General features: G+C 56.0%; 17 protein-coding genes. 14 read left to right on the forward strand and 3 right to left on the reverse strand.

Annotated elements, in window-relative coordinates; translation table 11 throughout:
• The first annotated feature begins 20 nt into the window (after window positions 1-20).
• Entirely contained in the window at window positions 21-650 is a 630-nt protein-coding gene (locus NG653_RS06315; protein WP_252740838.1) for a lipoprotein signal peptidase, read from the forward strand.
• Here the strand turns inward: NG653_RS06315 and NG653_RS06320 are convergent.
• Window positions 638-1,198 carry a 5-formyltetrahydrofolate cyclo-ligase gene (locus NG653_RS06320; RefSeq protein ID WP_252740839.1) on the reverse strand — a complete coding sequence of 187 codons (561 nt, stop codon included), beginning with the start codon at window positions 1,196-1,198 and terminating at the stop codon, window positions 638-640. The two genes, NG653_RS06315 and NG653_RS06320, sit on opposite strands and share 13 nt — an antisense overlap.
• A gap of 477 nt (window positions 1,199-1,675) precedes the next feature.
• Here NG653_RS06320 and uvrC point away from each other — a divergent pair, with 477 nt between their 5' ends.
• The 9 genes from uvrC (at window position 1,676) to NG653_RS06365 (ending at window position 16,147) form a co-directional block, all read left to right on the forward strand.
• Window positions 1,676-3,466 (forward strand): excinuclease ABC subunit UvrC, encoded by a 1,791-nt coding sequence (gene uvrC, locus NG653_RS06325; protein ID WP_252740840.1) that lies wholly within the window; start codon window positions 1,676-1,678, stop codon window positions 3,464-3,466.
• Between the two features lie 14 nt (window positions 3,467-3,480).
• Window positions 3,481-5,742 carry a patatin-like phospholipase family protein gene (locus NG653_RS06330; protein ID WP_252740841.1) on the forward strand — a complete coding sequence of 754 codons (2,262 nt, stop codon included), beginning with the start codon at window positions 3,481-3,483 and terminating at the stop codon, window positions 5,740-5,742.
• Window positions 5,743-5,947: 205 nt separating this feature from the next.
• The gene (hppD, locus tag NG653_RS06335; RefSeq protein WP_252740842.1) at window positions 5,948-7,090 is read left to right on the forward strand and encodes a 4-hydroxyphenylpyruvate dioxygenase; all 1,143 of its coding nucleotides are present in this window, start codon (window positions 5,948-5,950) and stop codon (window positions 7,088-7,090) included.
• A gap of 369 nt (window positions 7,091-7,459) precedes the next feature.
• Window positions 7,460-8,287 carry a DUF3108 domain-containing protein gene (locus NG653_RS06340; RefSeq protein ID WP_252740843.1) on the forward strand — a complete coding sequence of 276 codons (828 nt, stop codon included), beginning with the start codon at window positions 7,460-7,462 and terminating at the stop codon, window positions 8,285-8,287.
• Between the two features lie 14 nt (window positions 8,288-8,301).
• On the forward strand, window positions 8,302-9,267 hold the full coding sequence (locus NG653_RS06345) for a tryptophan 2,3-dioxygenase family protein (RefSeq protein ID WP_252740844.1): 966 nt from the start codon (window positions 8,302-8,304) through the stop codon (window positions 9,265-9,267).
• A 3-nt stretch (window positions 9,268-9,270) separates the two neighbouring features.
• Window positions 9,271-10,572 carry a peptidoglycan DD-metalloendopeptidase family protein gene (locus NG653_RS06350; protein WP_252740845.1) on the forward strand — a complete coding sequence of 434 codons (1,302 nt, stop codon included), beginning with the start codon at window positions 9,271-9,273 and terminating at the stop codon, window positions 10,570-10,572.
• Window positions 10,553-12,190 carry a glucose-6-phosphate isomerase gene (gene pgi / locus NG653_RS06355; RefSeq protein ID WP_252740846.1) on the forward strand — a complete coding sequence of 546 codons (1,638 nt, stop codon included), beginning with the start codon at window positions 10,553-10,555 and terminating at the stop codon, window positions 12,188-12,190. Before NG653_RS06350 ends, pgi begins: the two co-directional genes overlap by 20 nt.
• Window positions 12,191-12,360: 170 nt before the next feature.
• Window positions 12,361-15,615 carry a TonB-dependent receptor gene (locus NG653_RS06360; protein WP_252740847.1) on the forward strand — a complete coding sequence of 1,085 codons (3,255 nt, stop codon included), beginning with the start codon at window positions 12,361-12,363 and terminating at the stop codon, window positions 15,613-15,615.
• Between the two features lie 88 nt (window positions 15,616-15,703).
• Window positions 15,704-16,147, forward strand: a complete 444-nt coding sequence (locus tag NG653_RS06365) for a hypothetical protein (protein WP_252740848.1) — start codon at window positions 15,704-15,706, stop codon at window positions 16,145-16,147.
• Here the strand turns inward: NG653_RS06365 and NG653_RS06370 are convergent.
• Window positions 16,140-17,204, reverse strand: coding sequence for an endonuclease/exonuclease/phosphatase family protein (locus tag NG653_RS06370; RefSeq protein ID WP_252740849.1), 1,065 nt, complete (start codon window positions 17,202-17,204; stop codon window positions 16,140-16,142). The genes NG653_RS06365 and NG653_RS06370 overlap by 8 nt on opposite strands.
• Before the next feature lie 91 nt (window positions 17,205-17,295).
• Here NG653_RS06370 and NG653_RS06375 point away from each other — a divergent pair, with 91 nt between their 5' ends.
• The 4 genes from NG653_RS06375 (at window position 17,296) to NG653_RS06390 (ending at window position 22,775) form a co-directional block, all read left to right on the forward strand.
• Window positions 17,296-20,055 (forward strand): TonB-dependent receptor, encoded by a 2,760-nt coding sequence (locus NG653_RS06375; protein ID WP_252740850.1) that lies wholly within the window; start codon window positions 17,296-17,298, stop codon window positions 20,053-20,055.
• Entirely contained in the window at window positions 20,055-21,422 is a 1,368-nt protein-coding gene (locus NG653_RS06380) for a DUF5689 domain-containing protein (protein WP_252740851.1), read from the forward strand. The genes NG653_RS06375 and NG653_RS06380 overlap by 1 nt, the downstream gene beginning before the upstream one ends.
• Window positions 21,423-21,520: 98 nt before the next feature.
• Window positions 21,521-21,997 (forward strand): ankyrin repeat domain-containing protein, encoded by a 477-nt coding sequence (locus NG653_RS06385; RefSeq protein ID WP_252740852.1) that lies wholly within the window; start codon window positions 21,521-21,523, stop codon window positions 21,995-21,997.
• Between the two features lie 13 nt (window positions 21,998-22,010).
• Window positions 22,011-22,775 (forward strand): amidohydrolase, encoded by a 765-nt coding sequence (locus NG653_RS06390; protein WP_370281079.1) that lies wholly within the window; start codon window positions 22,011-22,013, stop codon window positions 22,773-22,775.
• On the opposite strand, the gene NG653_RS06395 is transcribed toward NG653_RS06390, so the two are convergent.
• Window positions 22,759-24,378, reverse strand: coding sequence for an Ig-like domain-containing protein (locus tag NG653_RS06395; protein ID WP_252740854.1), 1,620 nt, complete (start codon window positions 24,376-24,378; stop codon window positions 22,759-22,761). The genes NG653_RS06390 and NG653_RS06395 overlap by 17 nt on opposite strands.

The raw sequence follows: 24,378 nt of genomic DNA on the forward strand, positions 1-24,378 counted from the left end.
GATCCATTGAAAACTATCGGATGCTCCTGAGAAAATCGCTCCTGCTGATAGCCCTTATCCTGGTGGCCGACCAGGCGAGCAAGGTCTACATTAAAACCCATTTCCCGCTGGGCGAATCCGTGGAGGTATTCTCCTGGTTCCGCATCCTGTTCATCGAAAACGAAGGGGCGGCCTGGGGCACCAAGCTCAGCGATTTGTTGCCTGTTTCTGAGAGGAATGCAAAGCTTATCCTTACCATTTTCCGGCTCTTTGCCATCGCCGGTATCGGCTACTGGCTCTGGGGCCTGCTGAAGAAAGGAGCCAACACCACCCTGGTCCTGGCGGTCAGCCTTATTTTCGCCGGGGCAGTGGGCAATATCATAGACTCCCTGTTCTACGGGATGCTCTTCAACCACAGTTATGGCCAGGTAGCCGTTTTTTTGGCAGAGGAACCCTACGCCGGCCTGTTCTATGGCAAGGTAGTGGACATGTTGTATTTTCCCCTGATCGATACCACCTGGCCCCAATGGGTCCCTTGGGTAGGGGGGCAGGCCTTCCGGTTTTTCGAACCGGTGTTCAACATAGCCGATACTGCAATCAGTACCGGGGTGGGGATCTTGCTGGTCTTCAATAAAAAAGCCTTCGGGCAGGAAGCCCCTCAAAAGGAATAGGCCGCCCCGGGGGTTATGCAGAAATCCAGGCGGGCGTCCCCTTCATGCAGGTCCGCAATCTTTTCAACAGGTTCGAAAAAAGACAGCCCCACGGTGCGCACCCCTTCGCGGCACGAGGCAAGGAAGCGGTCGTAGTAGCCGCCCCCATACCCCACCCGAAAACCCTGCCGGTCAAAAGCGAGGAGGGGAACGAAAACCACATCGATCTGTTCCGGGGTCACCTCGATCCCTCCCTGGGGTTCGGGAATTCCCCAGTCATTCGGCTTTAGCAGGGTATTGTCGGTCAGCAGGTAATGCCTGAGCACGCCCCCCGGGGCCACCCTGGGGACGACGACGTCTTTGTCCATGCCCTGGAGGGCAGTAAGCAGGAATGAGGTATCCACTTCATTTTTTTCAGGGATGCTCATAAAGAGGTGGTAGACCCGGGCTCCCCAGATCGGGAGTTCCAGGCACCGGTTGGCTATGGCGAGGCTTTTTTCTTCTCGCTGGTCCGGGGTAAGTGAATTTCTGAGACGGCTGTGGGTTAACCGAAGCGCCTTTTTGAGCATAGCGTCCGATTAAACTTTTGGGGAGTAGGGGGGATGCTTTTTAAGCAGCGTTATTCCTTGGCGGAAACCGCCACGTAGATCTTGAAAAAAAGCATCAAAATCAGGTACATGCCCAGGGTGATAAGGTAGTTGTCCATAAGGTGCTGGTCTTTATCGTTTTAAATTTAAGTAAAAAAAATGTTGCCAAAACCATAAACGGTATCAAAAAATCGATGAAATGCACACATTTAGTATTTTTTTAACCAAACAGCAAATTCACAGCGGTCTGCAATCTGCGGCTTTATAATAGATAAATTACTATAAATCAGAAAAATACGTCTATGTTTCTCAGTTCCCACCCGATAAAGATCCAATGCGTGCCTGCAATTTTCCATCACCTCTATCCCTGAGGCGAAAACGGGGGGTGTCGCAACAGGTTGGCTTCAGGGCCCGATTCCGTCCCGGGAGCCGTATCTTTGTAGGGCCTATGCAGTATCCATGAGCGAGTTGCCCATTTCGGTCCAGTTAAAAACCCTGCCCGACAGCCCGGGGGTCTATCAGTTCTTCGACGCCGAAGGGAAGATCCTCTATGTGGGAAAGGCCAAGAGCCTGAAGAAAAGGGTGGGTTCCTATTTTGCCAAAACCCACCCGAACGGAAAGACCCGGGTTATGGTGCGCAAAATCGATTCCATCAGGCATATTGTGGTCGCCACTGAATCCGATGCCCTGCTACTGGAGAACAACCTGATCAAGGAACACCAGCCCCGCTACAACGTCCTGCTGCGCGACGACAAGTCGTACCCCTGGCTGTGTATCAAGAAGGAGCGTTTCCCCCGGATTTTTCCCACGCGAAGGCGCATCCGTGACGGCTCCGAATATTTTGGCCCATATACCCAGATGAAAACGGTCAGGGCCCTGCTTGACCTGATCAAAAGCGTGTATCCCCTCCGCACCTGTACCTACGACCTTTCGGAAGAAAAGGTCAGCAAGGGGAAGTACAGGGTTTGCCTCGAATACCACCTTGGGAACTGCCTGGGCCCCTGCGAGGAATTCCAGGATGAGGCGTCGTACCAAAAACAAGTAGACGACATCCGGGAGATCATCAAGGGAAATTTCCGGCACTCCCTCCAGAACCTCCGCCAGCGGATGGAACGGCTTGCGGGGGAGATGCATTTTGAGGAAGCCCAGGCGATCAAGGAAAAAATAGCCGTGCTGGAAAGCTACCAGGCCAAATCTACCGTGGTGCACCCCAATATTTCCGATGTGGATGTGTTCTCCATCGTTTCGGACGCCACCCATGCCTACGTGAATTACATGCAGGTAAGCCATGGTCTTGTGGTTCGTTCCCACACGGTGGAAATAAAGAAAAAGCTGGAAGAACCCGATGAGGAGCTGCTCGCCCTGGCTGTGGTCCGTTTGAGGGAGCGTTTCGAATCGGCCTGCCGGGAGCTCTACCTGCCCTACAGGGTACCCCTTCCGGGGGACCTGAAGGTCACTGTCCCCAAACTGGGCGACAAAAAGAAGCTTGTGGAGCTTTCCCGGCACAATGCCCGGATGTACCGGCAGGAACGCTTCAAGCAGATCAGGATCACGGACCCCGACCGGCATACGAAAAGGCTTATGGACCAGATGAAAAGGGACCTTCGCCTGCCAGGGGAGCCCCGGCATATCGAGTGTTTCGACAACTCCAACATCCAGGGCAGCAACCCGGTGGCGGCCTGTGTGGTGTTCCGGGACGGGAAACCTTCCAAAAAAGAATACCGGCACTTCAATATTAAGACCGTTACGGGCCCCGATGATTTTGCTTCCATGACGGAGGTTGTTTTCAGGAGGTACCGAAGGATGCTCGACGAAGGGGAGGAGCTTCCGCAGCTTATCCTGATCGACGGGGGCAAAGGCCAGCTCTCAGCTGCCGTGAAAAGCCTCGACGAGTTGGGCCTGAGGGGAAAAATCTCCATTATCGGCATCGCCAAACGCCTCGAGGAAATTTACTTTCCGCAAGACCCGATCCCGCTCTACCTAGACAAAAAATCGGAGACCCTCCGGGTGCTGCAACAGCTGCGCAATGAAGCCCATCGTTTCGGGATCACGCACCATCGGAACCGGCGTAGCAAAGGGGCCATTTCCTCGGCCCTGGAAGGGATTGACGGCATAGGTGAAAAAACGGCCGGCCAACTCCTTCAGAAGTTCAAGTCGGTCAGGCGCATCAGGGAAAGCTCCCTGGAAGACCTGGCTGCGGTCATCGGCCCCGTTAAAGCCCGGAAAGTATATGATAGTTTGCGGGAATAAAGTAACTTTCCCCTATGCGAAACCTCTTTTGCCTCTTATTGCTGATCCCCTTCCTGGGAAGGGCCCAGGATACCCTTCCGGGGCAGGCCGGGCCCAGGGTTGGGCTGGTGCTCAGCGGGGGCGGGGCAAAAGGCATGGCCCATATTGGGGCGCTCCGGGTCATTGAAGAGGCCGGCGTCCGCATCGATTATATCGGGGGCACCAGCATGGGGGCCATTGTGGGGGCGTTATATGCATCGGGGTATTCGGCCCGGCAGCTCGATTCCCTGTTCGCTGCCACCGATTTTTCGCAACTTATCCAGGACAACCTGCCCCGTTCGGCCAAATCCTTCCACGAAAAGGAAGATTCGGAGCGCTATGCCCTTACCCTGCCCTTCAACAAGTTCAGGGTTTCTTTCCCGGCCGCCCTTTCAGGGGGTCAGAACATCTACAACGAGCTCGTAAGGGCCCTCTACCATGTGAGGGATGTCAGTGATTTCAACCAGTTGCCCATCCCGTTTTTTTGCATTGCCACCGACGTGGAGACGGGGGAGGAAATCCGCCTCGACCAGGGATACCTCCCCGAGGCCATTATGGCCAGCGGCACGTTTCCATCCCTGTTCGAACCCGCCGAGGTCAATGGACGGATCCTTATTGACGGGGGCGTCCTGAACAATTACCCGGTGGATGAAGTACGGGCCATGGGGGCAGACCTGGTGATCGGGGTCGACGTTCAGCACGGCCTGCGGGACCGCGAATCCCTCACCTCGGCCACAGAAGTCCTGCTGCAGATAAACAACTACCGCACGGTAGGGCAGATGAAGGAGAAATCGCTGAGGACGGACCTGTACATCAGGCCGGAAATGGACCAGTACAGCGTCATTGATTTTGCCCTTCGCGACAGCATCATAGCCGAAGGGGTGCGGGCAGCGGAAAACCAGCGTCCTGCCATGGAGGCCCTGGCAGCCCGTCAGGGGAACCCCCCGCCAAGGCCGCTACACCCCGGGTTGGCGGATTCCCTTCAGGTGAACCGGCTGGTCATTAAAGGGGCGAACAATTATTCCCGGGGCTATGTCAAGGGGAAATTGCGATTCGACCTTTCCGAGAAAATCTCGTTTTCGGACCTCAATGAAGGGATTTCCAACCTCGCCGCCACGGGAAATTTCCAGGCCATTCGGTATGAACTGCTTTCCAGCGGGGAAGGGGAAGACATGGTCCTGAAACTGAATCAAAACCCCGTCAGGACCTTTCTGCGCATCGGGGTCCATTACGACGACCTTTTCAAGAGCGGGGCCCTGATCAACCTGACCCGGAAACGGTTCCTGTTAGACGACGATGTGGCCTCCTTTGACCTGATCCTGGGCGACAAGGTCCGCTACAATGCCGAATATTACGTGGACCGCGGAAGTTACTGGAGTTTTGGGGTGAATTCGCGGTATAACGAGTTCGACCATGAAATCAACTACCGTGTGATCCAGTCCAATTTCCAGACCCGTGAAAACCCCAACATCAACAACATCACCCTCGATGTTGTCGACCTGACCAACCAGGTATACCTGCAGACGGTTTTGCGCGAAGAATTTGCCTTTGGGATCGGGATCGAACACAAGCTGCTGAAATACAGCACCACCAACCTCAATGAATTGGACCCGGCGGAAAGCGCGGCGGAATTCGTGCCTCCTGCTGAGCGCACCTTTTTCGAAAAAAGCCATTATTTCAGCACCTACGGGAGCCTTATGCTCGACACGTATGACAATCGGTACTTTCCCAGTCGCGGCCTCTATTTCGACGGGGATTTCCACCTCTACCTTTTTTCTTCCGATTTCAACGATAATTTCAGGGAATTCGCGGTGGGCAAGGCGCGGATGGGGGGAGCATTCCCCCTGTGGGGAAACCTCAGCCTGAACCTGGAGACGGAAGGCGGTTTCAAATTGGGGACTTCCCCCGTGACCTCCCTCGATTTTGTGCTTGGGGGCTATGGAAGCATTACCCTGAATAACTTTATCCCCTTCCTCGGATACGATTTTTTGAGCCTGCCCGGCAACAGCTATGTAAAGTCCTACGCCCGGCTCGACTGGCAGTTCTCCCCAAAGCACCACCTGATGCTCTCTGCCAATGCGGCCAACGTGGAAGACGACCTGTTCCGGACCGGGGAATGGTTTACGGCCCCAAACTTTACAGGGTATGGCCTGGGCTATGGCTGGGATTCCTTCTTTGGCCCGGTACAGGTCCTCTACTCCTGGTCGCCCGAGGCGCGCAATAATGTCGTGTTTTTCAGCATCGGGTACTGGTTTTGAGGGCCCGGCGTCCCCGGGACATCCCCTTCCCGGGGTCGCGCTTTTTTTCCGATATTTGCAAAAAAGGGATCGGATGACCTCTTCATTGCCCGGGAATACCCCCCAGCACCGCGCCATGTGGTAAGGCAACGGTTGCGCTTTTGTTCCGATACGGGCCTATATGCCCGCTGCACCCGATTTAGACAACCGAAAAAAGATTACGCTTATGGCTTTAACAGACAGTACTTCGATGAAACTTCCCATAGAGAACCCGGGGGCGGAGGATTTCCTCCCCCTGCTGGGTACCGACCACGTGGAGCTCTACGTGGGCAATGCCAAGCAGGCCGCCCATTACTATATGTCTGCCTGGGGCTTCCAGCCCCTGGCCTATGCCGGTTTGGAAACCGGGTTGAAAGACCGCGTTTCCTATGTGTTGCAACAGGATAAAATCCGCCTGGTGCTCACCGCACCCCTGAAACCCGGGGGGGGGCTTAACCGCCACATCGACCGGCACGGCGATGGGGTAAAGGTGATTGCCCTGTGGGTGGACGACGCCCGGAAGAGTTATGAGGAAACGGTAAAACGGGGGGCCAGGAGTTATTTTGAGCCTAAAACCCTGAAGGACGAGCATGGGGAAGTGGTGCTGTCCGGGATCCATACCTACGGGGAAACTGTCCATGTTTTCGTGGAACGGGGCAAGTATTCCGGCCCCTTTATGCCGGGCTACCGCGCGTGGGACCCTCATTATCAACCCACATCCACGGGCCTGAAATATATCGACCACATGGTGGGGAACGTGGGGTGGAACGAAATGAATACCTGGGTCGATTTCTATGCCCGGGTCATGGGGTTTGCCCAATTGGTGTCCTTTGACGACAAGGACATTTCCACGGAATATACCGCCCTGATGAGCAAGGTGATGAGCAATGGCAACGGGAGGATCAAATTCCCCATCAACGAACCTGCCGAGGGACGCAAGAAATCGCAGATCGAGGAGTATATCGACTTCTATAACGGCGCCGGGGTACAGCACCTTGCCCTGGCCACCGACAACATCATCCAGACCGTTGGCGCCCTGCGCGACAGGGGGGTCGATTTCCTTACAGTCCCGCCCGCCTACTATGAGGACGTCCTGGACCGGGTCGGGGAAATCGACGAAGACCTCGCCCCCTTAAGGGACCTGGGGATCCTGATCGACCGGGACGACGAAGGCTACCTCCTTCAGATCTTTACCAAGCCCATCCTGGATCGACCCACCCTGTTTGTGGAGATCATCCAGCGCAAAGGGGCAAAGTCTTTTGGAAAGGGGAATTTCAAGGCGCTTTTCGAAGCCATTGAAAGGGAGCAGGCCTCCCGGGGAACCCTGTAACCGCCGTTCTTCTTAACGAATTCTGAAAAATCGATGCCCAACCAATAAAACTGTGTTAAGGTCGTCGTTAAAGTCCGTTAAAAATTTTTCCGGACGCCCGGGATCGATGTATTTTTGTCAGCGTAAGGGGTGGTTCCCTTATAACTTTAAGTATTGGTTTTTCATAATTTAAAGTTTGGTTGGTTATTTAGGAAAAGCCCCGATCGCCTGATCGGGGCTTTTTTTGTCTGTACGCACCCCCGGAAGGGATCGATGGCTACCTTTTTAAGGCCATCTGCGCAATACATTGGAACAAAAGTTGTTTAACTTACTGTAAATTGAGCCGGTACCCTTCCGGGGAACCGGATTTTTGCTCAACTTTGCCCTGTTATGGTTGCTTTCAGAATCCTCTGGTTCTTCCTGTCCCTCGGCCTTGCCGGGGCATTGGCCCAGTACCCCACGGAAGACCCCGATGGTGCCGGCAGCCCCGCCGCCTTTGGGGAGAGCGCGTTTAAGCCGGGGGAATGGCTGAAGTTCCGGATCCACTACGGCATCCTCAATGCGAGCTATGCCACCCTGCACCTCACTGAAGACACCATCGGGGACGTCCCGGTCTACCATGTGGTGGGCAAGGGTAAAACCACCGGTTTTGCGAGTATTTTTTTCAAAGTCGACGATACGTACGAAAGCTATTTCGGCAAGGCCGACATGAAACCGTATCGTTTTATACGAAAGGTTTATGAGGGCGGATACACCAAGGACATCGAAATCCAGTTCGATCATCGGGGGAAAGAAGCCCTGCTGCACGATAAAAAACACCAGAAAAAAATGCGGATCCCCTTTGAGCGGACCGTGCAGGATTTGATTTCCGGGTTCTATTTCCTCAGGAATTCCTATACTGCCGAGGACCTCGAAGTAGGCAAAAGCATTGATATCGACATGCTTTACGACGACGACGGGATTTTTAAATTCCGCCTGAAATACCTTGGGAAGGAAACCCTAAACACCAAGTACGGCAGGGTGGAATGCCTGAAATTCCGCCCCTATGTGCAGTCCGGAAGGGTGTTTAAAGAACAGGAAAGTTTATCTTTGTGGGTGTCTAACGATAAAAACAAAATCCCGATCCGGATTGAGGCCGACCTGGCCGTAGGCTCTATAAAGGCCGACCTGGACGGGTTTAACAGCCTGAAGTACCAATTCAGGATCCTTATGGATTAACCCACTTACTACCTATGGATCAAAGGGAGCGCGTAGAGGAGCAGATCCGGAAGCTGGAAGAGAAGTACAGGGATTCCGGGCAGGACCTCAGCTCTTACCTCGATGGCTTGCTGTACCAGCGCTACCTGACCTATTGGGATTACATCCACCTCGATACCCTGCTGAGCCTGCAGGTCCCCCGCACCCATTTCCCCGATGAGGAAATCTTCATCATGTACCACCAGATTACCGAGTTGTACTTTAAGCTGATCCTGCATGAACAGCAACAGATTGTGGATGACCGGACTCAGGACGTGGGGTTCTTTACTGAAAAGCTCAACCGGATCAACAACTATTACAAAGCCCTGATATCCTCCTTCAGCATCATGGTCAGGGGGATGGAACCCGGCCAGTTCCTGCGCTACCGCATGGCCCTGTTGCCGGCAAGCGGATTCCAGTCGGCCCAGTACCGGATGATTGAAATTTATGCCACCCCACTGGAACTCCTGGTCCACCCTTCCGAACGCCACCGGTTCTCTGCCGAACACCCCCTGGAGGAGCTTTACGAGCATATCTACTGGAAAATGGGGGCCACCGATATCCGGACCGGGGAAAAAACCCTCACCCTCAAGCAATTCGAATACCGGTATACCCCTCGATTTATCCGGATCGCAAAAGAAGTTAAGGGGAACACCATTTACCATAAATACTTAAATTTGCCGCCGGAGGCCAGGGATAATAAAGCCCTTAAATCCGCGTTACAACGGATGGACCTCAATGCCAATGTCAACTGGCCGCTGATGCATTTGGGATCGGCTTACCGGTACCTGGACAGGGAAGACCAGGCCGTGGAGGCCACGGGCGGCACCAACTGGAAGGAGTACCTCCCCCCCGGGTTTCAGAAGATTGTTTTCTTCCCGGCGGCACACGAGGCGGAAACCCTCGAAAACTGGGGCAAACAATGGGTTGAGCACGAGTTCAATCCCCAAAATACAAAGTGATACATGCGAACGTACTGGGGCATTTTTTTAGGGGCACTGCTCGTCCTTTCCTGTAAGGACCAGCCAGCTGAAACAGCAGCGAATGACGGGGAACAGGAAAAGGCTGCCCCGGTGACCCCCAGGTTCGCCTACGGCTTCAACCTCGGGGATTTTGAGGTAGTGGAGGACACCATCCGTTCCGGGGATAGTTTCGGGGAACTCATGCTGGCCAATAAAGTCGCCTACCCGAAGATCCATGAACTGGCCCAGAATTACAAAGACACCTTCGACGTGCGCCGAATCCGCGCGGGAAAGCCCTATTTGATCCTGAAATCGAAGGATACAGCCGGGGCGGCGCAGGTATTCATCTACCAGGAAGACCCCATCAACTACACGGTGGTGGATTTCCGCGATTCGGTCAGGGCTTACCGCTCCAAACGCAAGGTTACCTATGTCCAGAAAGAGGCTTCAGGGGTCATCCCGCAGGGGGGGTCCCTTTCCAATGTCATCGTGGGCCAGGGCCTCGACTATTATCTAACGTATGACCTCTCGCAAATCTATGCCTGGACCATTGACTTTTTCAAGCTGAACCCCGGGGACAAATTCAAGATCGTATACCAGGAAAAATACATCAACGACAGTATCTACGCCGGGGTCGGGCCCATTGAAGCTGCGTACTTCGAACACAACGGGGAACCCTTTTACGCCTTTGCCTACCATAGTGATTCCCTCGACGTGCGCGAGTATTATGATGAGCAGGCCAACAACCTGAGGCGTACCTTCCTGAGGGCCCCCCTGAAGTTTGGCAGGCTCTCGTCCCGGTATAACCTGAACCGGCGCATCCGGTATTACGGATACAAGGTCAGGCCGCATAAAGGCACAGATTATGCGGCTCCCGTCGGCACCCCCATCCTGGCCACGGCAGACGGGGTGGTTACGGAATCCACCCAAAAGGGAGGCAACGGGAAATATGTGAAAATCCGCCACAACGGCACCTACAGCACCCAGTACCTGCATATGAAGGCCCAGAAGGTGAAGAAGGGGCAATTCGTGCGGCAGGGCGATGTCATCGGATGGATCGGCATGACCGGGAACACCAGCGGCCCACACGTCTGCTACCGGTTCTGGAAGAACGGTCGGCAGGTGGACCCGCTCAGGGAAAAACTCCCCCTGGCAGAACCCCTGGCGGAAGCCCTCAGGCCCGCCTATTTCGAATATATCGATACGTACAGGGAACAACTGGACTGTATCGAATTCCCGCTTATGGAAGACGGGGAAGATTTACTGACCCTAAATGATCCTGAGGATGCCGCTGCCCAGAATTAATCCGACCCGGACAGGGGCCTGGGAACGCCTTGGAGCCCATTATCAGCAGCTGAAAGATAAATCCCTCAGGGACCTTTTTTCCGAAGACCCGGAGCGGGCGGAGCGTTTCTCGATCGAATGGAATTCCTTTTTGCTCGATTACTCCAAGAACCGCATCGATGCCGGAACCATGGAGCTTCTGGAAGAACTGGCCCGGGAGTGTGGCCTGGAGCAGGCCATGGAAGCGTATTTCAGTGGCGAACCCATCAATGAAACCGAAGGCCGGGCCGTTTTACACATGGCCCTCAGGGCAGAAGCTGGCGATGGGTTCCATCTCGACGGGGTGGACCTTTACGGGGAAGTTTCCCGGGTGCGGAAGCAAATGCAGGCATTTAGTGGGGAAATCATTTCCGGGAAACGCACCGGGTATACCGGCAAAGCATTTACCGATGTGGTCAACATTGGGATCGGTGGATCCGACCTCGGCCCGGTAATGGTTACCGAAGCCCTGAAATATTACCGGAACCACCTCAGGCTGCACTTTATGAGCAACGTGGACGGCGACCACGTACACGACATCCTTCATGGCCTCAATCCTGAGACCACCTTGTTTGTTATCGTCTCCAAATCCTTTACCACCCAGGAAACCCTCAGCAATGCCCTGACCGCCAGGGCGTGGTTCCTGCAGCATACCTCCCATGAAAATGTGGGTGCCCATTTTGCTGCCGTATCGACCAATACCGACAAAATCGGCGAATTCGGCATCGCCCCCGAAAATGTTTTCCCCATGTGGGACTGGGTCGGGGGCCGGTTTTCCCTATGGAGTGCCGTGGGCCTGTCGATCTGCCTGTCGATCGGCTATGAGCATTTTTCAAACCTCCTGAGGGGGGCCAGGGATATGGACCGGCATTTCCGTTCAGCTCCCCTGGGCGAAAACCTTCCGGTAGTCCTGGGCCTGCTGAGCCTCTGGTACAACAATTTCTTCGGGGCGGAAACCGAAGCCGTAATCCCGTATTCCCAGTACCTGCATCGCCTGCCGGCCTACCTGCAGCAAGGGGTAATGGAAAGCAATGGGAAAAGCGTCGACCGGGACGGGCACAGGGTGCCCTATCAGACCGGAACGATTATCTGGGGGGAGCCCGGCACCAATTCGCAGCACGCCTTTTTCCAGCTTATCCACCAGGGGACAAAACTGATCCCGGCCGATTTCATCGGCTTCCGGCATTCCCTGTTTGGCGATCTCGAACACCACCACAAACTGATGGCCAACTTCTTCGCCCAGACCGAAGCCCTGATGAACGGCAAACCCGAGGATGAAGTAAGGCAGGAACTCCAGGCGCGGGGCGTATCGGGCCCTGCCCTTGACCGGTTGGCTCCCTTTAAGGTTTTCGAAGGGAACAACCCCACCAATACCCTGCTGATCGACCGTCTGAGCCCAGAAACCCTCGGGGCCCTGATTGCCCTTTACGAACACAAGATCTTTGTGCAGGGAATCCTCTGGAACATCTTTAGTTACGACCAGTGGGGCGTGGAACTGGGCAAGGAGCTCGCCAATACCATCCTCAGGGAACTGGAAGATTCAAAATTTGGCAGGCACGACGCCTCAACGCTTCAACTTCTGCAATATTTTAACCGATAAATTGCCGACTCCCCATTTGTTAAAAACTTCCCGTAATTGTTAACTAACCCCCCTTAAACAGGGGGTTTTTTATGTTAAATTTGTGAATGGTAATTTAACATTGCCTTAATGCAAAAGAGTGGGTTTTGCCCCACTTTTGCACCGTTTCCAAAAACCTAAATAACACTGACATGAAAAAATTAATCCTTTCCCTGCTAATGGTACTCGGCGCTTCGGTGGCGTTTGCCCAGGGAGTTACCACTGCGAATATGCAGGGTTCGGTAACGGACGAACAGGGAGAACCCCTGTTCGGAGCCAATGTGGTCGCCATCCACACTCCTTCGGGGACTACTTATGGGGCCATTGTCAATGAAGACGGACGCTTTTACCTGCCCAATATCCGGGTTGGGGGTCCCTACACCGTTAACGTGACCTATGTGGGATTCCAGGACCAAAGCTTCGGAGGAATCAACCTGGGTCTTGGCCAGAGCTACAACCTCAGGGTGGTGATGATCGAAGGCGTATTGCTGGAGGAGGTCGTTGTCACTTCTGTAAGTGGCAGTATTATCGACCCGGATCGGACCGGCCCTGCAGTCAACCTCAGCCGGGAAACTATCGATGCCCTCCCAACCATCAACAGGAGCATCAACGACTTTACCAGGCTGACCCCCCAATCTAGCGGGACTTCCTTTGCGGGTACTTCCAGCAGGTTTAACAACTACACCATCGACGGGAACATCTACAACAACAACTTCGGTCTTGGAAGTGGTCAGTTCGCCGGGTCCAACCCGATTTCCCTCGATGCCATTGAAGAGGTCCAGGTCAACCTGGCTCCATATGACGTGCGCCTCGCCGGGTTTACCGGGGCAGCCGTAAACGCCATTACCAAATCCGGTACCAACGACTTTAAAGGATCGGTCTACTATTTTTTCCGCAACGACCAGATGGTCGGGAACAAACTCCGGGACATCGAGTTGAACCGGGGGGATTCGCAAGTGGATATCAAAGGGGTGTCCCTTGGAGGCCCCATTATTAAAGACAAGCTCTTTTTCTTTGTGAGCTACGAAGAAGAGGAAGAGGCGGTTCCGGGCTTTACCCGGGTAGCCTCCCGCCCCGGCCTGTCCCCTGATGGCCTTACCGTATCGAGGGTGCCGGCTTCTGACCTTGATTTCATCCGCCAGCAGATGCAGTCGTTGTACGGCTACGAAACAGGGCCTTACGAAAACTATCCGTTTTCATCTACCCAGACCCGTTTTAACGCCAGGCTGGACTACAACCTGAACCAGAACAATAAATTTTCCCTCCGCTACAATTCCTACAGGGCGTCCAATGATGTTCCGATCAACGGAAACTCCAACCGCTACCTGCCTACCCGGTACCGCAACACGAGCCGGACGGGCATTGAAGCGGTGACCTTTGCCAATGCCAACTATACCAACGACCGGAATGTGGATTCCTGGGTTGGGGAATGGATTTCGAGGGTGAAGGAAAATATGTCCAATAAACTGACCGTGGGGTACACCTCCATTGCCGACCCGAAAAGGGGCATCCCCGGCGGGCAGGACTTCCCGTTCATCGAGGTGCTGGAGCCAGACGCAAGTGGCAACCTGCTGTATTACACCGCCCTTGGAAACGAGCTTTTCACCGTGGGGAACCTGTTGGAGAACAATGTGTTCAACGTCACCAATAACTTCTCCATCTTTAAGGGAAGGCACACCTACACCATGGGGGTCAACTTTGAGTACATGACCTTCAAGAACGCGTTCAACCCATCGTTTCACGGGCACTACCGGTTCCTGAGCTATGACAGCTTCGTGGAAACCGTCATCAACCAGACCCCTGGGGCGTACCCTGAAGCTTTTGCCAAGGGATATGCTTTGGACGGCTCCACCACCCCTCCCGTGGACGAAACCAAATTCGGACAATTCGGGGTGTATTTCCAGGATGAGTTCCAGGTGACCGATGACCTGAAGTTGACCGGAGGACTCCGGATCGATTTCCCCTTCTACGCTACGGATATCCCCCGCAACGAATTGCTCGATGCTTTGGACAAGACCTTCGTAGACGGCGATGGCAACACGTTTACCCCCGACGTAAGCCAGTTCCCGAAAGTGAACCCGCTCTTCTCTCCGAGGGTTGGGGTGAACTGGGATGTGAATGGCGAGGGGAAAACGCAGGTCCGCGGGGGTACCGGTATTTTCTCAGGCCGTATCCCTTTTGTATGGTTGAGCAACCAGGTAAATGGTTCCGGCGTGGTCCGCGGCGGGATTGGATATGAAGGCCAGGAAGTGGTTGATGCCTTCGGGCCCAACTACGTCTTTAACCCGGACGTGACCTTCGGGAACCCTGCAAACCCTTCACAGACCCTTTCCAACGAGTTGAACCTCACCGATCGGGACTTTAAACTCCCGCAAGTGTGGAGGACGAATATCGGGGTAGACCACCAGTTGCCCTGGGGGATTACCGGAACCATGGATTTCATCTATTCCAGGGACATCGCGACCCCCATTGTTTACAACCCCGTACTGCGCGAGCCTGACGGCGTCCTGGCCGGACCCGATCAGCGTCCTTACTGGGATGGCGGATATTCCAACGATCCCGATTTCAGGAACGTGTTCTACCTGACCAATGCCGACAAGAAGGCCGATTACATTTCACTTACCGCACAGCTGCAAAAGGAGTTTGACAACGGCTTCTATACCATGATCGCCTACACCCTCTCCCGGGCCAGGGATCTGGCTGCTTCCGGAGGCTCACAGGCAGGCTCCCTGTGGACGGCAGTAGTTCAGGAAGACCGGAATGACCCCGAACTGAGCTTTGCCAGCTTCGACCAGCCCAACCGTTTTATTGCCAATGTCAGCTATCGCACCGACAACAGCACCATTTCCCTGTTCTGGGAAGGAGGCGAAAACGGGCGGTTCAGCTATACCTACGCGGGTAACTTCGGCGATAACTCCGACCGTTTGATCTATATCCCGAACGATGCTTCAGAATTGAACTTTCAGGAGTTCACCTTAAACGGAAGGACGATTACGGCCCAGCAGCAGATTGATCTTTTCAATGATTATATCGACCGCGATGAGTACCTGAGCGCCAACCGGGGCAGCGTTGCCCAACGGAACGGGGCCAAGAACCCCTGGTTGAACCGGTATGACCTGAGGATTACCCAGGACATCAAGCTTACCGATGATGAAAAACACAAAATCCAGCTTTCGCTCGATTTCCTCAACATCGGGAACATGCTGAATTCTGACTGGGGTGTACCCCAGTTCGCCTTCCAGAGATCCCCGCTGAACTACCGGGGCAGGAATGATGCCGGCGAACCGATTTATCGTTTGAATACCATTCCCGGGACCTCGGAATTCCCAACGTCCACCTATCGGCCATCGACCGATATCGGAGCTACCTGGAGGCTCCAGGTAGGGGTTAGGTATCTCTTTAATTAAGAATAGCCACCAAATTGCAGAACCCCGGCCCTTGTGCCGGGGTTTTTTTATGGCAAAAATCAATACCTTTAAGGCTAAAACAAGCACCATGGAAATTTTGCAAAATGCCCATTCCTATCTGGCCTATGTGGCCCTGGCCGTCCTTTTTATCGCGGTGGCCAATGCCATCCTTGGCCTGGCAGGCAATAAAATGTTTACCCTGGAAAAGGATTTCCGGATCAGCCTCTTTGCCCTGATCCTGGTCCATCTGCAACTCCTCCTTGGCGTGGCCCTGTATTTTGTTTCATCCAATGGTTTCTATGCGATTCAGGAATTCGGGATGGGCGTGGTCGGCAAGAACCCTGCAGCCCGCCTTCTGGCCCTGGAGCATCCGCTGATCAACATCATCGGCATCGTGCTGATTACCATAGGGTGGTCGCGGCATAAAAAGTTCATGGAGGGCAACAGGAAGTTCCGCACTATCGCCATTTTCTATGGCCTTGGCCTGGTACTGATCCTCAGCCGCATCCCCTGGGGGCAATGGTTCAATTAACCCCTCCCAAAGGCCGGATGACGTAGGCATACACCGGGAAGTGGTCGCTGTACCCTCCCAGGTATACCCCGCCCGCATAGGTACGCAAGGGGTATCCTTTGTACCGCCCCCGTCGGGTTTTCAGGGGGCCACCCTGGAACACCCCGGCCTTCCAGAAGCGGAATCCCGGGTTACCGGCAACGGTCCAGGCCTCGCTAAACAGGATTTGGTCAAATAGGTTCCACCGGTCCCGGTAAGCCAGGCTGCCTATGCCCCGTCGATACATTTTTTCCATGGGGTTGAACAGGAGGCCGGATAAGCCCGTTTCCACTGCCTGACCCTTCTTCCCTGCCAAAATCTTCATGCTCGGGTCCACGGGGTTGTCGTTGAAATCGCCCATGCAAATAATCCGGCTGCCGGGATGGCGGGTGAGGAGGGAATCGACCAGAAAACGTTGTCGCAGGGCCGCTGCTTTGCGAAACTCCCCGGTCAGGGCCGGAACCCCGCCCCTGGAAGGCCAGTGGTTGACCATGACAAACACCCGGTCCGGGCCCAGGAAGCCGCCAACCACCAGTTGGTCGCGGGTATATTTCCTCCAGCCCGACCCGTCGAACAACAACAGGCGGAAGCTCCGGCTTTCTTCAGGAAAGAACCGGTCTTTCCGATAGACCAGGGCTACGTCGATACCCCGGGGGTCAGGCGAATCGAAATGGATTACGCCCAGGTCGTAAGGGAGCAAGGCGGGCTGGCGAACGAGCCGATCGAGTACGCCCCGGTTTTCCACCTCGCAGACCCCCAGCAAATCAGGGGGGTTCGCCCCGTATTCCGCCCCCAGCGACGCAAGGGTGGCCGACAGGTTTTGCAGCTTGCGCTGCAGTCGGGCTTCCGTCCACCGGTCCTTCCCATCCGGGGTATGGTCGTCATCCCTGGCCAGGGAATCATTGGCCGTGTCAAAGAGGTTTTCCAGGTTGTAGAAAGCAATGGTCCGTATTTCGTAGGAGGTTGTTTTTTGCCCTCCCTCCTGCCCGGACAGGACGGGGCAGGCGCAAAGGAGCAGCCCCATGAGGTATCGCTTCATCGCATCGTTTTTGGCGCAAAATACGCGACCGCCCTGCAAGGGTTATGCAAGGGGGCATCCGACCTTCGCATCTTCCTAAAACGGGTTGCAAATGCGGCGTTTTTCTGGTGCTGTACTGATAGGGGTTGTTTTTCTGTTGGGACCCGCCTGGGGGAGTTTGAAGGCACAGGGCCCTGTGGTGTCGGGGTGGGTCAGGGATGCCCGTTCGCGGGTGCCCCTGTCAGGGGTAGTTGCCGCCCTGCCGGCAAAGGGGGTTTCTGCTGTAACGGATGAAAGGGGTCGGTTTTTCATGGGGATTCCCCTGTCTTCGGATTCCCTTTACCTTTCCCTGGACCTGAAGGGATACCGCAACAAGCGTTTCGGGCTGGGCATCGTGGAAGAAGCCCTGGACCTGGGGGTGATTTTGCTGGAAGAGGACCCCCGGCTGGTGGCCGGGGAGCAGCCGGCAACCCTCACGGATGCAGATCTCTTCGAAGAGGAAGACCTGAGCATGGGCACCGTTTTCCTGCAGTCAGGGCAGGACCTGTTCCTGAACCGGGCTTCCTTCGATTTCAGTGCGGCCTTTTTCAGGGTAAGGGGGTTTGACAACAGGGAAGGCGCGGTTTTCTTCAACGGCGTGCCCATGAACCGGTTTTACGATGGCCGCCCCCAATGGAACAACTGGGGAGGGTTAAACGACGTAACCCGGTACCCGGAGTTCCGCATGGGCCTCAGGGTAGGCGGGGCAGGATTTGGGGGCTTGCTGGGGACCACCCTCCTGGAAGTGGGGCCGGAAGGCCTCCGGGAAGGCTTCCGGGTAACCAGCAGTGCCTCCAACCGCGGTTATCGGGGAAGGCTTATGGCTACCTACAACTCGGGTATCCGGAATGGAGGCTGGGGATACCTGGTTTCTGCCTCCAGGCGCCTGGCCGGGAGCGGCTATATGGAAGGCACCTCCTATGATGCCTTTTCCGCCCTGGCTGGCATTGGCTTCCACCCCTCCGAAAATCACACGTTTACGCTCACCGGGGTATATGCCTCAAACCTCAGGGGCCGTTCCTCCGCACTGACCCTGGAAGCCATGGAACTGGGGGGCAGGGCGTATAACCCTTACTGGGGTTGGCAGGCCGGGAAGGTCCGAAATTCCCGGATGCGCTATATCGGGGAGCCCTTCCTGACCTTCAGCTACCGCTACCGCGGAAGGAAGCTCCAAACTACCCTGGCCACTGGCCACCAATGGGGCTTGCAATACCGGACCCGGCTGGGGTATTTCGATGCGCCTAACCCTGACCCCAGCTACTACAGGAACCTTCCTTCTTTTTACTGGAACAGCCCCATAGGGCCCAACCTGCTGAATGCGCGGGCGGCAAGGGATGGTTTTCGCGAGTCCGGGCAGGTCAATTGGGACCAGCTCTACCGGGTGAACCTGAATACGGTTGCTTCCGGTACAGCTTCTTACCTCCTGCTTTCGGACCGGAGCAGGGAAAGACGGCTCTCCCTGAACCAGTTTACCACCTGGGAACCCGCTCCCGGCTGGAAACTGGGGGCCGGTATCCTCTACCAGCATTCCGTTACCCGAAACTATGCCCGCCTGGACGACCTGCTTGGCGCCACCGCCCACCTCGACATCGATCCCTTCAGCGATACCCGGAACGACCTGGAGGGCAACCCAGAGAAAGGGCAGGGCAACCACATTGGCTACGACTACCGGATCCGGGCCGGGCGTTGGGATTCCTTTGCTTCCCTGGAGGCGGACTTCGAACGGGTAACGGGTTTTATGGCAATGGGGTTGGGAGGGGTACGCTACCAGCGGGAAGGCCTTTTCCGCAATGCCCGTTATCCCGACCATTCTTTTGGCCCAGGGGAAACCCACCATTTTCCCGATAGGCGGTTCAAGGCAGGGTTGCACCTGGGCCTTACCGGACGGCACTGGTTGGGGGTGCAGGCGGCGGTGCTGTCGCGTGCGCCTCTCATCCGGGATCTTTTTGTAAACCCCAGGGACCAGGGGGCGGTGGTTCCCGGAGTGCGCAATGAAAGGGCCTCCGTGGCCGACCTTAGCTATTTTTTCAGGGGCCATGCCCTCTCTTCGCGCCTTTCAGCCTATTATGCCCGTTTTTCTGACAGGGCCCAGGTGAGCTTTTTCTTTTCCGACACCGGGTTGGGGTCCGGCTTCGTACAGGAGGTGGCGACCGGCATCGGCAAGGTGTCACGAGGCCTGGAATGGGGACTGGAGTATGAGGCTGGCCCTTCTGTACAATTCAGTGGGGCCCTGGCTTACGGGGACCACCGGTATGCTGAAAACCCGGAGGTGACCCTGTATTTCCTCCCCGGTACCCGGCCGGGGGAACTCCTGGAGCAAGAGGGCCGACTCCCCCTGGGAACGGCCGACCTGAAAGGGAGGCCTTTTGCGGCCGGACCTTCGGTGGCGGTCTCCCTTGGCCTGAACTATCGCGCCCCGGCCTTCTGGTGGGCCGGGGTCACCGGGAATTATATGGCCGGGCAATACCCCTCCCTGAGTATGCTCCGGTATACCGGGAGTTTTCTGCTCGATCCAGAGACCGGGCAACCGGTTTCAGGGATAACCGGGGAGGAGGTGCAAGGCCTCCTGGGGCAACGCCCGCTGCCCCCGATTTACCTGCTGAACCTCACTGCCGGGAAATCGTGGAAGAAAGGCCCCCATTATGTCAGCCTCTTTGCGAGTGTCTCAAACCTATTTGATGCATTTTTCCTTTCCGGGGGCTATGAACAGGGAAGGAATGGAAACTATTTACAGTGGTCCGACGACCGCCTGAGCGGGAGCCCTTCCTTCGGGCCCAAATTCTGGCCCGGATTCGGAAGGACCTATTTTATGAACCTCAGCTGGAGTTTTTGATGAGAAAGTTGCTTCTTCCCCGTATAATCCGGATGGTATGGGTACTGGGGGTATTCCCTTCCTGTCAGCCGGAGCGGGCATTCGACAGGCCCTCCCCCGATTGCAAGGGCTTCGGCCTGCCGCCGATTACTTTGCAGGATTTGAAAGGATATTACCCCGGGCAAACCGTCCGCATCACCGATGCCTTGCAATGGGAGGGCTATGTGGTTTCTTCCGATGCCGCGTCCAACCTCTTTGGGGAGGTTTATTTGCAGGACCACCCACGGGAACCCACCGGCGGCCTTGCCCTGCTGATAGACCTTTCCGATACCCATGCCCTGCTGCCCGTTGGTTCCAGGGTAGCGATCAACCTGAAGGGGTTATACCTCGGACGGTCAGGCGGGGCCTTTGAACTGGGGGGCGCTTTCCCGTCCTTCGGCAACCTGGGGGTCGGGAGGCTGCCTGCAACCCAATTCACGGCACATGTAACGCTGCTTTGCGAAGAGGCCCAGGAACCTGAGCCGGTGCCCTTAACGATCCCGGAACTTTCCGAGACGGCCTTGAATACCCTGGTTGCCCTGGAGGGGGTAGAGTTTATCCGGGAGGAAGCAGGGCTCCCTTTTGCCACCCCCGGGCAACAGACCCGGCGTACCCTGGAAGATTGCTTTGGCCATTCCATCCAGGTACGCAACAGCGGGTATTCCGATTTTCATGACGCCCTGCTGCCCGCGGGCCACGGGAGGGCCATTGGACTGTTGGGCGCTTTCAGGAACCGCTATGAGTTGCTGCTCATGGAGCCCGAAGACCTGTTCCTGGACCAGCCAAGGTGCGACGAGCAGTTTTCCACACAGACCTCGGACCAAATCCTGATTTCCGAAATCGCGGACCCCGATAACCTCCCGGAAGCCCGTTTCATAGAACTCTTCAACGCCTCGGATTCCCCCGTACCCCTGCGCGGGTGGGAATTGAGGCGGTATACCAATGCAAACCCCACCCCGGGGGTAAGCGTGGCCCTGGATGGTCTGGAAATTGCTCCCGGGGGGGTTGTTGTCCTGAGTGCTTCCCCGGAGGTCTTCGAGGCTACTTATGGCTTTGCCCCCCACCGGGGGGTGGCGGGCAATGGCCCGGCAGATTCCAATGGCGATGATTCCATGGAACTGGTCGACCCTTTTGGGAATGTGGTGGATGCTTTTGGGGTACCGGGGGTCGATGGAACCGGAACTTCGCATGAATTTGAGGACGGGAGGGCCCTGAGAAACAGGGATGTACTTGCCGGGAGTCCGGTGTTCGACCCGGGCCAATGGACGATTTACAACGATTCAGGGGGCAACGGGACCCTGCTGCTCCCCCGGAATGCCCCCGGGGATTTCAACCCCGGGGTCCATTGAAAGAGGTGTTATGCCGGTGGAGTTGCAGGACGGGCCACGCCCCGATTTCAACCAGCCTTTTGCCGGTTCTCTGCCCAAAAACCACTAATTTTACAGGTATGGAAATCACAGCCTTTTTTGACCAGGTCCGCCAGGGCGACCTTGCAGGCGTCCGGGATTCGCTTCAGGCGCATCCGCAATGGCTGAGTGCCCGGGACCCGCGCGGGTCGACCCCACTGATCATGGCATCGTATTACGACCGTCGGGAGGTCGTGGAATACCTGCTGGCGCAGGGAGCCCCTGTGGATGAAAAGGACGGGTCAGGAAATACTGCCTTAATGGGGGTTTGTTTCAAGGGGTACCCGGAGATGGCCAAAATCCTTATCGGGGCCGGGGCTTCTGTGGATGCCCCTAACAGCATGGGGACCACCTGCCTAATTTTTGCCGTCACCTTCAACCGGGAACCAATGGCAAGGCTGCTCCTGGAACACGGGGCATCCGTTGCCGTTCGCGATACCCAGGGGCAAACCGCCCTGGACCATGCCAGGCGGCTGGGCCTGACAGGCCTGGTGGCTCTGATGGAAAACAAATCCTGAAACCCTATTGTCCGTGGAAATTGCACTAGTCCAGACATCGCTCGCCTGGGAAGACCCGGAGGCAAACCGCCTGCATTTCTCACGCCTGCTAGATCCCGAAACCGGCAGGGCTGACCTGATCGTATTGCCTGAAATGTTCACTACCGGATTTACCATGAGCCCCCAAAACATCCCTCCGGGCGAGGAGGCGCGTTCCCTCGACTGGATGCGGGAAACGGCCGCCAGGACGCGGGCAGCGGTTACGGGGAGCCTCGTGGCCCGGGAAGGGGGGAAATATTACAACCGCCTGTTTTTTGTGGAACCCGGGGGGGCATATGAAACCTATGACAAGCGCCATACCTTTACCCTGGCCGGGGAAGACCAGGTGTATGAGCGCGGGCGCACGCGTAAGCTCATCCATTTCAGGGGGTTTACCATTTGCCCGCTGATTTGCTACGACCTCAGGTTCCCTGTTTGGTCCAGGAATACGGAAGATTACGACCTGTTGCTGTACGTGGCTAACTGGCCTGCCCCCCGGATCGCTGCCTGGGATGCCCTCCTCAAAGCCAGGGCCATTGAGAACATGGCCTATGTCGCAGGGGTTAACCGAACAGGCACCGACCCCAACGCGCATCGCTATCCTGGTCATAGCGCCGTCTTTGATGCTCTGGGAACCCGCCTGGCCTATTCTGAGCAAGAGGAGGTTTTGCATGTAACGCTCTCCCTGGAACACCTCTCGGAAACCCGGAAATCCCTCCGCTTCCTGCAAGACCAGGACCGCTTTACTCTTGAATCGTAAAGGTTTCCACTTTTTCCCAATTGGCCCTCATGTCGATGGCCCCGGGGTAATAAATCACTTTTTCCGGCTGTATTTTTTCGAGGAAAGACCCGGTATCCCACTTCCCATTCCCGTTGCTGTCAAAGATGATCCGGATACGGTAATTCCCGGGCGGGAGGAAGGTGAATTCCACCTCCCCAAAAGATTCCAGGTAGTGCCGGCGTGCCAGGGTTTCCTTCTGGTCGATCAGTTCAACGATCATCGGAAAACTGGGCTTTCCCTGTAATACCAGGCGCAGGGTGCCGTAATCTGCGGGGCTGCCGGTGATCCAGCGGGCCACCAGGGTATCATGGGTGTCTCCGAAGAAGTCGGTAAAAGCCCCGGGAAAGGCCTGGAAGGAATAGGTCTTGTTAGGCTCCTTTTCGAAGTCGAGCACCACCCGGTTCATGGCCGTATCCAACCGGATGCCGGGGCGGATGGCGGCGCTGTCCTGGTCCATCATGCTGATCTTCGCAGTGTCGACGGAACGCAGGGGCAGGGTAGCCATCAGGAAGACCGTGTCGGCGAAATTCAGGCTCCTTTGTGGCTCCCACGACAATCGCAGGGAATCCCGGGCCAGTTTCAGGGGTTTAACCGAAAAGGTGTCAATCCGGCTTTCCGGGTGCGGGCCCCTCAGGGTAAACACCAGTGAATCGACAGAAAACGGGGTGATCCACAGGTTAAGGCTGTCCTTCCCGGGCTGCGGGGCAAGCAGGGTTTTCACGCTGTCGGGCAGGGGGGTCAGCAGGGAGATTTCCGGGGGTATTTCCCCGTTGTACCCAAAGACGATCTTGTTGGCGGCGGCAAATGAAGGGGGCAGCACGCCGTAGTCGGGAATTTCCCTGAATAGCCGCAACAGGTAGACAGAATCGGTGGGCAGCACGACGGTCTGTTCCACAAAACCGATTTTGTCGGTTTTCTGGTCAAAGGTGTTGTTCTTCCCGGCATCCTTTAGCGCGAGCAGCCGATAGGCCCCGGCCTTCAGGTTTTGGAGCCGGAAGGTAACCGCGCTGTCGAGGGTATTGGTAATGTAGTAGGGCGGTTGCCGGTATACCAGGGAATCGGTATAGGCGGAGTCGGCCTGGTAGAGCATTACGCTTACAAAGGGATCTGCCCTCCGGCCGAAGGCGTCGGCCACTGCCCCTTCCAGGAAAAGCGAATCGATATAATCCCCGGTGGAAAAAACATAGGTGAGGAAGTTGTAGGGATTCCCCTCATTGTTGTCCACCACGCTTTGTCCGAAATTCAGGGTGTAGGTGGTATTCTCAAGGAGGGTGTCCTTCAGGATGATTTCCACATACTTGCTCGCCCCGCCCATAGGACTGATTTCCGGTTGGTTCCTGAGCGGGGGGGAAACGATGAGCTGGTTCTGCACATCCTGCAGGCGGATGTATTCATCGAAATAAAGCCTGATTTTATTCGTGGCAAACCCGGTAGTGTTGTTTGGGGGCTCGGCCCTGACCAACACCGGGGGCGTCTCGTCCTTCGGCCCCCCGCCCGGGCTCCCCCTCCGCCCGCAATGGCTCAGTGCCACAAGGGCACAGAGGGCAAAAACAAGGGCCAGGGCCCGGCGGAAGTAATCCAT

This window comes from Robiginitalea marina (assembly GCF_024006985.1).
GTDB classification, from domain to species: domain Bacteria; phylum Bacteroidota; class Bacteroidia; order Flavobacteriales; family Flavobacteriaceae; genus Robiginitalea; species Robiginitalea marina.

Coding starts and splice junctions, on each gene's coding strand:
- NG653_RS06315 (WP_252740838.1), top strand. CDS start 21: ATGCTCCTGAGAAAATCGCTCCTGCTGATAGCCCTTATCCTGGTGGCC.
- NG653_RS06320 (WP_252740839.1), bottom strand. CDS start 1,198: ATGCTCAAAAAGGCGCTTCGGTTAACCCACAGCCGTCTCAGAAATTCA.
- uvrC (WP_252740840.1), top strand. CDS start 1,676: ATGAGCGAGTTGCCCATTTCGGTCCAGTTAAAAACCCTGCCCGACAGC.
- NG653_RS06330 (WP_252740841.1), top strand. CDS start 3,481: ATGCGAAACCTCTTTTGCCTCTTATTGCTGATCCCCTTCCTGGGAAGG.
- hppD (WP_252740842.1), top strand. CDS start 5,948: ATGGCTTTAACAGACAGTACTTCGATGAAACTTCCCATAGAGAACCCG.
- NG653_RS06340 (WP_252740843.1), top strand. CDS start 7,460: ATGGTTGCTTTCAGAATCCTCTGGTTCTTCCTGTCCCTCGGCCTTGCC.
- NG653_RS06345 (WP_252740844.1), top strand. CDS start 8,302: ATGGATCAAAGGGAGCGCGTAGAGGAGCAGATCCGGAAGCTGGAAGAG.
- NG653_RS06350 (WP_252740845.1), top strand. CDS start 9,271: ATGCGAACGTACTGGGGCATTTTTTTAGGGGCACTGCTCGTCCTTTCC.
- pgi (WP_252740846.1), top strand. CDS start 10,553: ATGCCGCTGCCCAGAATTAATCCGACCCGGACAGGGGCCTGGGAACGC.
- NG653_RS06360 (WP_252740847.1), top strand. CDS start 12,361: ATGAAAAAATTAATCCTTTCCCTGCTAATGGTACTCGGCGCTTCGGTG.
- NG653_RS06365 (WP_252740848.1), top strand. CDS start 15,704: ATGGAAATTTTGCAAAATGCCCATTCCTATCTGGCCTATGTGGCCCTG.
- NG653_RS06370 (WP_252740849.1), bottom strand. CDS start 17,204: ATGAAGCGATACCTCATGGGGCTGCTCCTTTGCGCCTGCCCCGTCCTG.
- NG653_RS06375 (WP_252740850.1), top strand. CDS start 17,296: ATGCGGCGTTTTTCTGGTGCTGTACTGATAGGGGTTGTTTTTCTGTTG.
- NG653_RS06380 (WP_252740851.1), top strand. CDS start 20,055: ATGAGAAAGTTGCTTCTTCCCCGTATAATCCGGATGGTATGGGTACTG.
- NG653_RS06385 (WP_252740852.1), top strand. CDS start 21,521: ATGGAAATCACAGCCTTTTTTGACCAGGTCCGCCAGGGCGACCTTGCA.
- NG653_RS06395 (WP_252740854.1), bottom strand. CDS start 24,378: ATGGATTACTTCCGCCGGGCCCTGGCCCTTGTTTTTGCCCTCTGTGCC.